10 protein-coding genes are annotated in these 14,141 nt (G+C 71.9%); 1 reads left to right on the forward strand and 9 read right to left on the reverse strand.

Features of this window, described 5'->3' with window-relative positions:
* Positions 1-174 precede the first annotated feature (174 nt).
* The 8 genes from AB0927_RS02080 to AB0927_RS02115 form a co-directional block, all read right to left on the reverse strand.
* Positions 175-1,740: an alpha-L-arabinofuranosidase B gene (locus AB0927_RS02080; RefSeq protein WP_366665543.1), complete on the reverse strand. Its 1,566-nt coding sequence runs from the start codon at positions 1,738-1,740 to the stop codon at positions 175-177.
* A gap of 167 nt (positions 1,741-1,907) precedes the next feature.
* Positions 1,908-2,924 (reverse strand): ABC transporter permease, encoded by a 1,017-nt coding sequence (locus AB0927_RS02085; RefSeq protein WP_366665544.1) that lies wholly within the window; start codon positions 2,922-2,924, stop codon positions 1,908-1,910.
* The gene (locus tag AB0927_RS02090) at positions 2,921-4,474 is read right to left on the reverse strand and encodes a sugar ABC transporter ATP-binding protein (RefSeq protein ID WP_366665545.1); all 1,554 of its coding nucleotides are present in this window, start codon (positions 4,472-4,474) and stop codon (positions 2,921-2,923) included. The genes AB0927_RS02085 and AB0927_RS02090 overlap by 4 nt, the downstream gene beginning before the upstream one ends.
* Positions 4,474-5,676, reverse strand: a complete 1,203-nt coding sequence (locus AB0927_RS02095) for a substrate-binding domain-containing protein (protein WP_366665546.1) — start codon at positions 5,674-5,676, stop codon at positions 4,474-4,476. Before AB0927_RS02095 ends, AB0927_RS02090 begins: the two co-directional genes overlap by 1 nt.
* Positions 5,677-6,327: 651 nt before the next feature.
* Positions 6,328-7,833 carry an L-arabinose isomerase gene (araA, locus tag AB0927_RS02100; protein ID WP_366665547.1) on the reverse strand — a complete coding sequence of 502 codons (1,506 nt, stop codon included), beginning with the start codon at positions 7,831-7,833 and terminating at the stop codon, positions 6,328-6,330.
* Positions 7,834-7,847: 14 nt separating this feature from the next.
* On the reverse strand, positions 7,848-8,552 hold the full coding sequence (locus tag AB0927_RS02105; protein WP_366665548.1) for an L-ribulose-5-phosphate 4-epimerase: 705 nt from the start codon (positions 8,550-8,552) through the stop codon (positions 7,848-7,850).
* 114 nt (positions 8,553-8,666) lie between these two features.
* Positions 8,667-10,328: a ribulokinase gene (gene araB / locus AB0927_RS02110; RefSeq protein ID WP_366665549.1), complete on the reverse strand. Its 1,662-nt coding sequence runs from the start codon at positions 10,326-10,328 to the stop codon at positions 8,667-8,669.
* A 123-nt stretch (positions 10,329-10,451) separates the two neighbouring features.
* Complete coding sequence (locus AB0927_RS02115; protein WP_366665550.1) at positions 10,452-11,513, reverse strand: LacI family DNA-binding transcriptional regulator; 1,062 nt, start codon at positions 11,511-11,513, stop codon at positions 10,452-10,454.
* A gap of 351 nt (positions 11,514-11,864) precedes the next feature.
* Here AB0927_RS02115 and AB0927_RS02120 point away from each other — a divergent pair, with 351 nt between their 5' ends.
* Positions 11,865-12,722, forward strand: a complete 858-nt coding sequence (locus AB0927_RS02120) for a hypothetical protein (RefSeq protein WP_366665551.1) — start codon at positions 11,865-11,867, stop codon at positions 12,720-12,722.
* A gap of 205 nt (positions 12,723-12,927) precedes the next feature.
* Here the strand turns inward: AB0927_RS02120 and AB0927_RS02125 are convergent, their stop codons facing one another.
* Entirely contained in the window at positions 12,928-14,004 is a 1,077-nt protein-coding gene (locus AB0927_RS02125; RefSeq protein WP_366665552.1) for a glycoside hydrolase family 11 protein, read from the reverse strand.
* Between the last annotated feature and the right edge of the window lie 137 nt (positions 14,005-14,141).

Consider the following 14,141-nt stretch of genomic DNA (forward strand, 5'->3'; position numbering starts at 1 on the left):
CAGCACCTGCTGGCCACCTGGACCGGCACTTGCCCCACCTGCCGACAACCCACCCCATGGCAGCCCTACGACACGACCTAACAAAGCACTACTAGGAGCATGGACCGCGGTAACAGGCACGGGTGCCGCCCCGGAGTGGGCGGCACCCGTGCGGTGGGTGTCAGGCGGTGCCGGTCACGCCCAGGGCGAGCCCACCACCCAGCTGGTGTCGTCGCTCCAGGACGTGGCACTGTCCCACGTGTTGGAGCCGCCGTTGCTCGCGAGGTAGACGGTGTAGTTGAAATGGCGCAGGTACTTGTCGGTGTAGTTGACGGACTGGAAGGAGTACCCCTGCCCGTTGTGCCCGGTCTGCGGGCAGAAGGTGGCGTCCTGCGCGAACTGCGAGGTGCCGTCGTTGGTGTTGAGCTGGAGTTTGAAGTTGCTGTGGCGCAGGTACTGGCCCGAGTCGTTGGCGGACTCGAAGGACACGCAGGAGCTGTTGGCCAGGCCGGCCCGCACCACCCAGGTCGCGTCGCCCTTGTCGGTGGCGGTGCTGGAGGAGGTGACCGGGGCGATCACCACGTTGCTGTCCGCAGCGTCGTGCTGGATGTAGTCGGAGGTGCAGCAGGAGGTGGTGGCCCGCAGCGAGATCTTCGAGCCGGGGGTCAGTGAACCCGAGCCGGTGGACGAGCCGTTGCCGTAGCCGACGGAGGTGATGTTGGCCTGTACGGCGTTCTCGGTGGCGTCGGAGGGGTAGCCCGAGGTCATCACGCCCTCGTAGAACGTTCCCGCCGCACCCTTGCTGTTGTCGCCGCCGATGCCCAGGATGATCGCCCCCTCCTTGTGCATGGGGTTGTAGCCCGAGACGTTGGGGCGCGCGCCGCTGTAGTAGGTCGACAGGCCTCCGGACGCCGCGTTGCCGCCCCGGATGGCCCACTGGTTCGGGCCGCCCTTGACGATGGCGGTCTGATACCTGTTGCTGACGCTGGGGTCGTTGGCGTTGTAGCCGGCGTTGACGCCGGAGAACAGGCCGTTCTCCAGATCCGCCATGATCCACGGCCCGTTGCCCGAGCCGTAGCCCCAGACCTTGATGTTGCCGAAGTAGATGGCCTCCATGTGACCGTTGCCGGTGTCGTTGTTGCTCGTCTCGGCGTTGCCGTAGTCGAAGCAGCAGCCGCCGTTGTAGTGCGTGCCGTCCAGGACGGCGTACATCCCCTCGGCCGCGTCACCGGTGGCGATCCCGGAGGTGTGGTCGTTGCGGTAGCCCGTGCCGGGGGCCACGAAGACGCCGTACGCCTCGTGGCCGCCGACCGTGGTCGGGGCCGCGGTGGCGTTGGCCAGGTTGTCCGGACCGCCGGCCGCGCCGCCGCCGGGGGCCTGGGTGAGGTTGTTGCCCTTGCCGGACTGGTCGTAGATGACGGTGATGACGCACGTGGTGCCGGAACAGAAGGAGTCCTGCGCCGCGGCGTTGGCGTATCCGCCGGCGCTCAGCACTCCGATGTCCTTGGTGGTGTTGTCGGAGGCGCGCCGGACCTGGTAGAGCGCGCCGTTGTACGAGGAGTACAGCGCGCGGGTGGTGCTGTGGGCGGCCACACAGGGGGTGCCGCCGGAGGCGTAGAGGTCGCAGGGCAGCGATCCGGCGGCCTGGGAGGTCTGGGCGCCGCCGACGAGGACGCCGGCGACGAGCGCTCCGGCGGCGGCGGTGGACAGCGCCCATTTTCTGAGCCTGCGGAGCAGGCGTGACGGTGCGGGTGCGGACACGGGTGTCCTCCTTCAAGGGGGGATGTGGGGGTCCCGGGCCGGTGCTCGGGCATGGAGTGCCGGCCCGGCGGCCGTCAGGGGCCGCCGGACGGCACGTTCTGGGGGTGGCAGGAGGACCGGTCGCGGGCGTGCCGGACGCCGCCCTGGGCGGGCTCGGGGACGGCGGCTCAGCCGCGGCGGGCGACGCCGCGAGCGCGCAGGCGGTCGGCGGTGATGGCCAGGGCGAGCACGCAACCGAGCACGATGTTGGTGTAGTTGGGGTTGATCTGAAGGGTCGTCAGACCGTTGTTGATGAGTTCGAGCAGGATGGTGCCCGCGACGATGCCGATGATCCGGCCCTGCCCACCGACCAGGCTGACGCCGCCGATCACCGCGGCGGCGATCGCCGACAGCTCCCAGCCGACGCCGACGCCGCTGGCGGAGCCGACCCCCATCCGGCCGAGCACGAGGATCCCGGCGAACGCCGACAGCAGCGAGCTGGTGACGTACATGGACACGATGCGCCGGTCACCGCGGATGCCGGCCAGCCGGGCCGCCTCCGGGTTGCCGCCGACGGCGTAGACCTGCCGGCCGGCGTAGGTGCGTTCCAGGAAGAACCAGGCGATCACCGCGACGACCACGAACAGGATGAGCGGGAGCGGCACCTGCGCCACGTACGTCTGGCCCAGGTCGCTGAACGTGCCGCCGACGCCGGTGATCGACGTGCCCGAGGTGATGGCCAGGGTGACGCCCTGCGCGACGGTGTAGGTCACCAGGGTCACCACGAACGGGGCCATCTTCAGCCGGGTGACGGCGAGTCCGTGTATCAGGCCGACGGCGCCGGCGATCAGCAGTGTCAGCAGGATCGCCACCACCGGGGGAAATCCGGCCCGGACGTTGAACCAGGACATCAGGATGACGCTGGTGCCCAGCAGCGCGCCCACGGACAGGTCGATGCCGCCGGTGAGGATCACCAGCGACTCGCCGATCGCGATCAGCCCGTACTGCGCCAGGTCGAAGCCCATGCCCTGGAGGTTGACCGCGCCGGCGAAGGAGGACTTGTCCAGCGCCAGCGCGACGAACACGACGACGCAGGCGGCCACCACCCCGACCTCGGGTGTCTCCAGCAGCAGCCGGACGAACGGCCGGCGTCCCTTGTCGTCGGCCACCGCCGCGGCCGGCACTGCGGCCGTACTGGTGTTCATGTGCTTGCCTTCCCCTGGGGGGCCGCGGCGGGCTGCGTCCCGGCCGCCGCCGTCATGATCACTTCCTTGCCGAACCGGTCGCGCGGGAGGTCGGCGACGATCCTGCCGTGGGCCATCACCACGATCCGGTGGCAGATCCACAGCAGTTCCTCTAGCTCCGAGGAGGCGACGAGGACGGCGAGGCCGTCCTGTGCGGCCTCGTCGATCAGCGCGTAGATCTCCGCCTTGGCGCCCACGTCCACCCCGCGGGTGGGTTCGTCGAGCAGCAGCAGCTTGGGCCGGGCGGCCAGCCAGCGCCCGAAGACCGCCTTCTGCTGGTTGCCGCCGGACAGGTCGGAGATCGGCTGCTCCTGGCTGCGCAGCCGCACTCCCAGGTCCTCGACGATGCGCGCCGCGTGCTCCTTGTCCCGGCGCGGCCACAGCACCCCTCGCCGGCTGATCCGGCGCAGCGTGGCCAGGGTGACGTTCCACCGCACCGAGTGCGCCGGCAGCAGCGACTGCACCTTGCGGTCCTCGGGCACCAGTCCGATGCCGGCCTCGACGGCGTCGGCCGGGTGGCGGGGCCGGAAGTCCGCTCCGTCGAGGACGACCTCGCCCGCGGTCCGCGGCTGGGCGCCCATGACGGTGTGGAGCAGCCGGCTGCGGCCGGAGCCCATGAGTCCGGCCACGCCCACGATCTCGCCGGCCCGCACGTCGAGGTCGACCGGGCCCAGACCGTCCGCCGTCAGGCCGCGCACGGACAGGGTCGTGGCCCGCTCGGTGGAGGAGGGCGGCGCGAGGTCGGCCCGGGCGAGCTCGCTGCCGACCATCTCCCGGATCATCCGCTCCTCGGTCGCCTCGTCCGGGGAGAGGTCGGCCACCAGCCGGCCGCCGCGCAGCACGACGACGCGGTCGGCGATGGCCCGTACCTCGTCCAGGCGGTGGCCGATGAACAGCACCGCTCCCCCGGCGGCGGCGTGCCGCCGGGCCAGGTCCAGCACTCGCTCGGTCTCGACCGGGCCGAGCGAGGAGGTGGGCTCGTCGAGGATGAGCACCACCGGGTGGTGGCCCCACGCCTTGGCGATCTCGATCATCTGCCGCACCGGCACCGGGTACCGCTCCACCGGCCGGTCCACGTCCACCTGCTCGATGCCGACCTCGGCCAGCAGCGCCCGGGCCTCGGCCCGGGTCGCCGAGCGGTCGACGACGACCCGGCCGAGCGGTCCGCCGCCCGCCCGCGCCGGGCGGCGGCCGAGCAGCAGGTTCTCCGCCACGCTCAACCGGCCCACGAGCGGGAACTCCTGGGCGACCAGCGCCACCCCGAGTTCGCGGGCGTGGTCGGGCCGGCCCGGGGTCAGCGGCCGGCCGGCCACCTCGATGGTCCCGGTGCTGGGGGTGACGGTGCCGGACAGCACGCCCATCAGCGTGGACTTGCCGGCCCCGTTCTCCCCCACGACAGCGACGATCTGCCCGCGCGCCAGGTCCAGCCGGGGGATGTCCAGCACCTTCACCGGCCCGTACACCTTGGTGACCTCGCGCAGGGAGGCGGCGGTCTCCGTGCCGGCGGCCATCAGCCGATGCCCAGCTGCTTCAGCTTGGCCTGGTAGTCCGCGAGGTTGGACTGGGTCACCAGGCCCACCCCGGAGCTGAGGGTCGTCCCGTCCGACTCCAGGTAGGGCTGGACGATCTTCATCGTGGCGTCCTTGCCCAGCACCGTCAGCGCGGCCAGCAGGTACGCGCCGGTGTACCCCTGCTGGTACGGCTGCTGGAGCACGGTGGCCTGGATGACGCCGGACTGGATGAACTTCAGCGTCTGCGGGTCGCTGTCATCGGAGATGATCTTCACCTTGCCGGTCTTCCCGGCCGCCTTCACCGCCTGTCCCGCGGACGGGCCGTCATAGGAGTACACGCCGTACAGCCCGTTGACGTTCGGGTTGGTCTGGATGACGGTCTGCGCGTTGGACAGGGCCTTGGAGGCGTCCATCCCGTCGCTCAGTTTCTGCACCACCTTCACGCCGGACCCCTTGAGGGCGTCCTCGAACCCGGCGATCCGCTCCACGGCGTTGGACGTGGTCAACGAGCCGACCAGGACGACCACTTGGCCCTTGCCGCCGAGCGCCTGCTTCATCGCCTCGCCGGCCTTCTGCCCGGCCTGGTAGTTGGGCGTGCCGAGGTAGAGGGCGGCGCCGTCCTCCTTGGGCAGCGGCGAGTCGATCGCCACCACCGGGATGCCGGCCTTGTTCGCCGAGCTGATCGGCGCCTTGATGGCGGTCGGGTCGATCGCGGACACGCTCAGGCCGGTGATCCCCTGGCCCCGGAGCGTCTGGATGATCGACAGCTGCTGGTCCAGCCGCCCGTTGGCCGGGGCCTGGTACGTGCCCTTGACACCGAGCGAGGACAGACCCTTGTTGAACCCCACTTTTCCGGCGTTCCAGTAGTCCACCGCGACGTTCACCACCATCGCCAGGTCCTGCTTCGACACGTCCTTGCCGGCGAGGGCGGCCTTCAGGGCGGCGTCGAGTTGGGCGAGTTTCGCGTCGTTGAAAGCGATGTCGCCCTTGATCGTCACCCCGGACGAGGAGGCCGACGCGCTCGACCCGGCGCCTGACCCCGATCCCGAGGAGGAGCCGCCGCCGGCGCCGCTCTTGCTGCACCCTCCGGTCGCCAGCAGCGCCACGGCGGCGGCCCCGGCGACTCCCCAGCGCACCGGCCGCGCCGCCAGGCCGACGCCCCGTCTCGTACCCGACCGCCGGGCGGACCGCACACCACGCATGTTCGACATCCTCTACAGAAGAGGCCTTGCGGCCTGTTAGCGCTAACATTCGGCCGACGGGAATCTGCCCGCGCCGGCCCCCGCCCCGGCCGCCGGGACCTTCCGCCGACGTACGGGCCCCACCGGAGCACGCCCTTTCCGGCCGCAGGCCGGGCCGGACGGGTCTTTCACCACAGGGCCGCACCGCCACGGCCGGAGCGGGAGGAATTCCTCCCACGCCCCGTTCACCGGGCGCCGCCGGACGCCGTCGCCGGCATTGCGGTCCTGTCCGTGCTCCCTTGCTTGCCAGAGATTGTTAGCGTTCACCGCTGCGACGTCAAGGTGTTACACCGAAGAAAAACGACGCCACTCCGCACCGCCCGTCCGGCCCCCGCGACCATCACCGACTCGACTTGCTCAAAGGCGAGTTGACCACCCGTCGAGCATGCTGACGAACAGTCAGTTCCGATACGCCAGGGTGCTGCCTGGCGGTCCGTCAGGCAGCACCCCAGAGCCCGCCGTCACATGCCCCCAGCGCCCGCCCGCAGCGGCGCGTACGGCGGCTGCGCGCAGGGCTGCGTGCGGCTACGGCTCCGGACAGGCGGCGCACGTCCGTCCCCCTGAGGGCGGCGGTCCGCGAGCCGGTGCTCGGGCAAGAGGGCCGGCTCGGGCTCACAGGCCGCCGGCGAGCCGGTAGTACGCCTGGTTCCAGCGGATCTCCTTGCTGAACTGCCGCGTGTCGGTGCTCTCGTCGATGAGCAGCAGCTCGGTGCGGAGCATGTCCGCGAAGTCGGCCAGTTCCTCCGTGCCCACCGCCGAGGTCAGCACGGTGTGGTGCGGGCCGCCCGCGGTCAGCCATGCCTCGGTCGCGGTCCCGAAGTCGGGCACCGGACGCCAGACGGCCCGTGCCACCGGGAGGCGGGGCAGCGGCTCGGGCGGCGGGACGACGTCGATCCGGTTGGCGACCAGCCGGAACCGGTCGCCGACGTCGACCAGGCCGACCACCGCGGCCGGGCCGGGCTCGGCGTCGAAGACCAGCCGGACCGGGTCCTCGCGCCCGCCGATGCCAAGGGGATGGATCTCGCAACTGGGCTGCCCCGCGGCGATGCTGGGGCACACCTCCAGCATGTGGGCGCCGAGGATGAGCTGCTCGCCGGGGACCAGGTGGTAGGTGTAGTCCTCCATGAACGAGGTGCCCCCGGGGCGGCCGGTGCCGGCCGCCTTGAGGGCGGCCAGCAGCGCGGAGGTCTTCCAGTCCCCCTCGGCACCGAACCCGTACCCGTCGGCCATCAGCCGCTGCACCGCGATGCCGGGCAGCTGCCGAAGGCCGCCCAGGTCCTCGAAGTTGGTGGTGAAGGCCCCGAACCCGCCGTCGGTGAGGAAGTCGCGCAGGCCCAGCTCGATGCGGGCGGCGTACCGCAGGGCGTCGTGCCGCCCACCGCCGCCGGCCAGTTCGGGGGCCATCCGGTAGGCGTCGGCGTACTCCTTGACCAGGGTGCCGACGGCCGCGTCCGTCACCGAGTCGACGGCTTCGACCAGGTCGGTGACGCCGTAGGTGTTGACCGAGACGCCGAACCGCAGCTGCGCCTCGACCTTGTCGCCCTCGGTCACGGCGACGTCGCGCATGTTGTCGCCGAACCGGGCCAGCCGCAGCCTGCGCAGCGCGTCGTACCCGAGGGCGGCGCGCATCCAGGCGTGGACGCGGGGGCCGGTCACCGGGTCGGAGACATGGCCCGCGACGGTCTTGCGGGCCACTCCCAGCCGCGCCTGGACGTACCCGAACTCCCGGTCACCGTGGGCGGCCTGGTTGAGGTTCATGAAGTCCATGTCGATGGTGGACCACGGGAGTTCGGCGCCGGCCTGGGTGTGCAGGTGGAGCAGCGGCTTGCGGAGCATGTCGAGGCCGGAGATCCACATCTTGGCCGGCGAGAAGGTGTGCATCCAGGCGATGAGGCCGACGCAGGCCGGATCGGCGTTGGCCGCCAGGACGAGGGAGAGGATGGCCGCGGAGTCGGTGAGCACGGGCTTCCAGACGATGCGGACGGGGGCGCCGGGTACGGCGGCGAGCCGGTCGCTGACGGACCGGGACTGCTCGGCGACCTGGCGGAGGGTTTCCTCCCCGTAGAGCCCCTGGCTGCCGGTGACGAACCAGACCTCGGAGGCGGCGGGCGGTGTCATGGTCTGACGGCTCCTCACTGAGCGGATGTGCCGGGTTGGCCGTAGGCGTTGCGGTAACGGTCGTGGAGCCGGTCGACGGCTTCGGGGTCGATCGGCAGCGGCCGGCCGAGCTGGTGCGAGATGTGCACGCTGCGGGCGACGTCCTCGCACATCACGGCGGCCTTCACGGCGGCGCGCGGGTTCGGGCCGATGGTGAACGGCCCGTGGTTGCGCATCAGTACGGCGGGCGAGCGGTGCCCGGCCAGGGTCTCCACGATGCCGCGGCCGATCGAGTCGTCGCCGATCACCGCGAAGGGGCCGACGGGGATCTCGGCGCCGAACTCGTCGGCCATGGCGGTCAGCACGCAGGGCACCGGTTCGCCGCGGGCCGCCCACGCGCAGGCGTAGGTGGAGTGGGTGTGGACGATGCCGCCCACTTCGGGCATGTGCCGGTAGACGTAGGCGTGCGCGGCGGTGTCGGAGGACGGCTTGAGTCCCCCGCCGTCGACCACCCGCCCGTCCAGGTCGCAGACGACCATGGACTGCGGGGTCAGCCGCTCGTAGGGGACACCGCTGGGCTTGATGACGAACAGGTCCTCCCCCGGGACGCGCCCGGACACGTTCCCGCCGGTCCACACCACGAGTTGGTAGCGGACCAGCTCCTGATGGAGCTCGCTGAGCTCCTCGCGCAGTGCGGCGACCGCGGTGGCGGTGCCCGGGGAGAGGGACCCTGCGTTCATGACCATGGCGACCTCGGCGTTCTCGGGAAGAGGGAGGAGCGGGACGGGCCGGGAATGCGGTGAGCGCTCGCCGTCAGGGTGCGAGCCGCGCTGTGAGCGCTCACATTTTTGGGTTTACGAGGACAAGGCGGCCGAGCGCAGCGCTCGCAGCCGGTGCATCACGTCGTTGCCGCCGCGCCCGAAGTGGTCGTGCAGCGCGCGGTACTCGGTGTGGAGGCGGTCGTAGGCGGCGGCCCGGGCCGGGTCCGGGGTGTAGGCGTTCTCCTCGCGGCGGCCCATCGCGGCGGAGGCGGTACGGATGTCCGGGTAGGCGCCGGCGGCGACGGCGGCGTGGATCGCGGCGCCCAGAGCCGGCCCCTGCGCGGAGGCGAGCACGTGGACGGGACGATTGAGCACGTCACTGTAGACCTGCATGAGGAAGCGGTTCTTCAGCAGCCCGCCGGCCGCCGTGAAGTCGGTCACCGGGACGCCCGCCGCCTCGAACGCGTCGACGATGGTGCGGGTGCCGAAGGCGGTGGCCTCGACCAGGGCCCGGTAGACGTCCTCGGGCCGGGTGTCGAGGGTGAGACCCAGGATCAGCCCGGACAGGTGGTGGTCGACCAGCACCGAGCGGTTGCCGCTGTGCCAGTCCAGCGCCAGCAGACCGTGCCCGCCCACCGGTTGGGCCGCAGCGCGCTCCGTCAGCAGCTCGTGCACGCCGATCCCCCGCCGGCGGGCCTCGACCGCGTACTCCTCCGGCACGGCGTTGCGCACGGCCCAGGCCAGGATGTCGCCGACGCCGCTCTGCCCGGCCTCGTACCCCCACAGCCCCGGCACCACCCCGTCCCGCACCACCCCGCACATGCCCGGGACCTCGGCGAGGACGTCGGAGTTGAGGATGTGGCAGGTGGAGGTGCCCATGATGGCGAGCATCCGGCCCGGATCGAGGGCCTGGGCGGCGGCGCTGGTGACGTGTGCGTCCACGTTGCCCGCGGCCACGACCGTGCCCTCGCGCAGTCCGGTGAGTGCGGCGGCCCCGGCGGTGAGCCGGCCGGCGGGGGCGCCGAGCGGGGTCAGCGGGTGTTCCAGTTTGGCGGTGAAGCCGGTGAAGCCGGGGTGCAGCCCGGCCAGGAACTCCTCGTCCGGGTAACGGCCGTCCTGGTGGATGCCCTTGTAGCCGGTGGTGCACGGGTTGCGGCTCTCGGCGCCGGTGAGCTGCCACACGATCCAGTCGGCCGCCTCGATCCAGCGGTCGGCGGCGGCGTAGACGTCCGGGTCCTCGCGCAGCACCTGCAGCGCCTTGGCGTACTGCCACTCGCTGGAGATCCGGCCGCCGTAGCGGGCCAGCCACGGCTGCCCGGTCCGCCGCGCGTTCTCGACGATGAGGTCGGCCTCCGGCTGGGCGGCGTGGTGGCGCCACAGCTTGGGGTAGGCGTGGGGGCGGTCCCCGTACTCCGGCAGCTCGCACAGCGGGGTGCCGTCCCAGGTGGCGGGGAGCACGGTGCAGGCGGTGAAGTCGGTGGCGACGCCCACGACCTGCTCGGGACTGACTCCGGCGTCCGCGAGCGCTCGCGGTACGGCGAGGCGCAGCACGTCACGCCAGTCCTGGGGGATCTGGAGCGCCCAGTCGGGCGGCAGCGGGGCTCCGCCGGGCAGCTCCCGGTCGACCACGCCGTGGGCGTACTCGTGTACCGCGCTGCCCAGTTCCGTGCCGTCCTCGACAGCCACGACCAGGGCCCGTCCGGAGAGGGTGCCGAAGTCGATGCCGAGGGTGACCGCGGGGGGGTCGGTGGTCAAGGTCTCCTCCAGTCGTGGCCCGGGCGGGTCGCGTACCGCGCCGGGCGCCGCCGTTTTCCGCGCCGCGGGTGCGGTGCGTCCACCGAGCGGGTCGCCCGGGTGTCGAAGGGTCGTGGAGCGCCGTCAGGAAGGGGTGCTGCTGCCGCGGACGATCAGCCGCGGCTCGATCACCACGCGCTCGTCGTCGTCCTGGGTGGTGCCGGACTCCAGTCGGCTGATCAGCAGCCGGATGCTCGCCTGGCCGACCGCGGCGAAGTCCTGCCGGACGGTGGTGAGCGGCGGGGTGAAGAACTCGGCCTCGGGGATGTCGTCGAACCCCGCTATGGCCACCTGGCCGGGGACCGACAGGCCGGCCTCGCGGAAGGCGCGCAACACCCCCAGTGCCATCTGGTCGTTGGCGACGAAGACGGCGGTCACCTCCGGGGAGCTGCGGCCCGCCGCTCCCGCGGTCACCCGGCCGGCCAGTTCCTGCCCGGCCCGGTAGCCGGACAGCGGGGTCCAGTCGCCCTGGATCGGCGGCGGTACGACGGCGCCGGCCTCCTCCAGCACCGAGCGCCAGCCGTTGGCCCGCGCCTCCGCCTCCAGCCAGCTCGGCGGGCCCGCGACGTGCCAGACCGTGCGGTGGCCGGCGGCCAGCAGATGGCTCGTCGCCATCCGCGCCCCGAGCCACTGGTCCACCGAGACCACCGGGATCGGCAGACTGTGCCCGCCCTCCACGGTCACCACGGGGAAGGGCAGCCGCAGTTCGGCCAGCGCGCTGACCGCCTCGCGGTGCGGGACGATCACCACGATGCCCTCCACCCCCCAGTCGCTGAGGTAGTCGATCGCCTCCCGCAGGGCGGCGGCCGAGTAGCGGCGCAGGGTGACCGTCGAGACCATGTATCCCTCGTCGCGCGCGGCCTTCTCCAGGCCGAACAGCGTGCTGGAGGGGCCGAAGAGCGTCGGATTGCAGGCCACCACCCCCAGGGTGAGCGTGCGCCGGGTGACCAGCGCCCGGGCCGACGAGTTCCGCCGGTACCCCAGTTGCCCGATCGCCCTGAGCACGTCCGCCCGGGTCGACTCGCGCACATTGGGGTGGTTGCTCAGCACCCGCGACACCGTCTGGTGCGACACGCCCGCGAGTTGCGCGACGTCCGCCATCGTGGGTGCCTTGCGGGGGCCGGTGCGGCCAGCGGTCTGCGACATGAGTCTCCGATCCGTGATGGGCATCATTGTTAGCGCTCACAGGTGAGCACGTCAAGGGACGTGCGCGGTAGGTCCCGGGCGCCTAAGTCGCCTGCGCCGAACCCGAGTTCAGCGGTCACGAAAGACCCTCCGGCCGTGCCCGCGCCACCGGACGGACCAGGCGTGGAGGCGGCGGAGGACCGGGAGCCGCCGGTCGGTATCGCCCAGGTCACCGGGAGCCGCCCGGGCGGTTTTGTTGCTGCCGCCAGGTGACCTTCCGGCGTGGGAGGCGGGGGGTGGTCGTACCGTCGGACGATCCTCGACGGCAGGCGACCGGTGCCCCGCCGGTCATGGCCGCCCGGGAGGAACACGGTGCCGACCCGTCAGACCACTCTGAGAGCACTGACCGGAGCGGCGCTGCTGCCCCTGGCCCTCGCGACCCCCGCCCGGGGCAACCCGGCCGCGGCCCCGGTCCCGGAGGCCGAGGAGCCGGCCACCCTGTGCGCGGTCGCCGGGACGCTGCGCGGCGAGCACGGACAGCACGCACTGGTCAGCCTGTGCGCGGGCAGCGGCACCCCGCAGTTCACCGTCTCCGCCCCGGCCTCCTGCGGCCGCGCCGGCACCCGGGTGCGCTACAGCTGCCGGACAAGCGGCACCTGGACCGCCAGGCGCGCCGGGAAGAGCGTGGCCGGCGGCCCGCTGCCCGGATCGGGCGACTACCCGGGGCCCGGGACGTACGACATCACGGCCACCGTGCGGGTCCGGTCCGCGCCCGCCGCGGTGGACCTCACGGGCCAGGTGCGGGCCACCCTCACGCTGACCGCGCCCAAGCCCCGGCCCACCCACGCCATCACCGTCGACCGGACGACGCTGCGCCGCGACAGCACCACCACCCTGACCTACACGGTGCGCCGGGACAGCACGGAGGGCGATGACAGCGCCCGGTTCGGGCTGATCGGCGAGGCGGGCAGCGGCGTCCGGATCACCACCTCCGACACCCGCTGCGTCAACCCGCTGGTGGGCCGGTACCCGTCGAAGACCCGGCTGCCCTACTCCCTGGACTGCGCGCTGACCGGGCTTCAGCCCGGCCACCCGGACCAGGTCGTGGTCCGCGTCACCGTCGGCGCCACCTGCTCCACGGTGGTCTCCAAGCTCGGCTACTGGATGCCGGACGGCCAGACCCTCTACACCGGCGGCATGCTGGAGGGGCCGCGACTGACCTGCGTCTGAAAAGGGACCGAGGGTCGCGGTGAGCCGTCCGATCGCACCCCCTCGGTCACGACCGGACGGACCCAAGCGGTAGCGCGGCCCGGCCGCACGAGGCGAGAGACTCGCCATCGACTGCCAGGCCGCGCCCCGCCCCGCCGCCGGACCGCCACGCCGGTCAGGACCGGTTCAGCGGCGGGTCGACTTCGGGCTGCGGTAAGGCGGTTGCTCAGCCGACGGTGCAGGACACCGTCGGAGCGCCGTTGCTGCCCGAGTAGTTGGCGTTGAACCCGAAGGTGGTGCTGGCGCCGGCGGCGATCGTGCCGTTGCTGCTCGCGTTCTTCACGGTGACCGTGTTGCCGGACTGGGTGTAGCTGCCGTTCCAGAGGCTGGTGACCGTCTGGTTGCCGGGGAAGGTCAGCTTGACGGTCCAGCCGTTGATGCTGGAGGAGCCGTTGTTCTTGACCGCCACCGAACTGGTGAAGCCGGAGCCCCAGTCGGAGGTGTTGCTGAAGGTCGCGGTGCAACCGCTGCCGCCGCTCGGCGGCGGGGTGGTGGTGGGAGGCGGGGTGGTGGGAGGCGTGGTGGTGCCGCCACCGTCGCCGCTGGTGACGGTGATGTTGGAACTGCCGCTGCTCTGGTAGCCCTCGGTGGCCAGGATCTCGTAGTTCGCGGTGCCCATCTTCAGGCCGAGGTTCTTCCAGGCGTTGAAGATGTTCGACACGGTGATGGTGCCGCCGGTGCGCTTCGCCTGGCGGACCGCCCAGTACTGGTCGAACGTCGAGCTGTCGCCCTCGATCGACGGGGCGTTGACGCGGGTCGTCTTGTACAGGTCGTACGTGCTGCCGTCACTGCTGACCGAGCCCAGCTTGGTGGCGCCCGAACTCGGGTTGTAATTGCCGTAGTTGTCGACGATGTACCACTCGACCAGCGGGTTCTGGAACCAGCCGTACAGCGACAGGTAGCAGTTGCCGTTGCAGTTCCACGTGCCCGAGTACGAGACGGGGTTGGTCTGGTTGCCCGGGTTCCAGCCGGTGCCGGCGACGACGTTCTGCGAGGCCGTGTTCCAGGTCAGGCTGTAGTTGCTGCCCGAGCCCAGGGTCATGGTGGCGCCGCTGGACTGCTCCCAGAACGAGTAGAAGTAGCCGTTGTTGGTGCCGGTGCTGTTCGAGGTGATCGTCGTGGCGGCCTGGGCCGAGCCGGGCGACGCGAAGGCGGCCAGGGCCGCCGCCGCCGTGAGGACGAGCCCGAGGATGGCGGCCACGAGGCCGCGTCTGCGGCCCATCTCGTGGGTCAGCGTGCTCATGGGGGGTGTTTCCTCCTTGTGCGGGTGTGGAGGGCCTGCGGTGCGCCAGGCCCGGGTCATCACCGGCCGAGGACGGCCAGTGGTGACATGGGCATGACATGCCCGGTCGCCGAGAGAGCCGCGACCGGGAGCCGGAC

It is taken from the genome of Streptomyces sp. NPDC048106 (assembly GCF_040706415.1).
Classification (GTDB): Bacteria; Actinomycetota; Actinomycetes; order Streptomycetales; family Streptomycetaceae; genus Streptomyces.

What these genes read in the sequence shown, in the direction of transcription:
- AB0927_RS02085 (WP_366665544.1), bottom strand. Translation starts at nt 2,924, where the DNA reads ATGAACACCAGTACGGCCGCAGTGCCGGCCGCGGCGGTGGCCGACGAC.
- AB0927_RS02090 (WP_366665545.1), bottom strand. Translation starts at nt 4,474, where the DNA reads ATGGCCGCCGGCACGGAGACCGCCGCCTCCCTGCGCGAGGTCACCAAG.
- AB0927_RS02095 (WP_366665546.1), bottom strand. Translation starts at nt 5,676, where the DNA reads ATGCGTGGTGTGCGGTCCGCCCGGCGGTCGGGTACGAGACGGGGCGTC.
- araA (WP_366665547.1), bottom strand. Translation starts at nt 7,833, where the DNA reads ATGACACCGCCCGCCGCCTCCGAGGTCTGGTTCGTCACCGGCAGCCAG.
- AB0927_RS02105 (WP_366665548.1), bottom strand. Translation starts at nt 8,552, where the DNA reads ATGAACGCAGGGTCCCTCTCCCCGGGCACCGCCACCGCGGTCGCCGCA.
- AB0927_RS02115 (WP_366665550.1), bottom strand. Translation starts at nt 11,513, where the DNA reads ATGTCGCAGACCGCTGGCCGCACCGGCCCCCGCAAGGCACCCACGATG.
- AB0927_RS02125 (WP_366665552.1), bottom strand. Translation starts at nt 14,004, where the DNA reads ATGAGCACGCTGACCCACGAGATGGGCCGCAGACGCGGCCTCGTGGCC.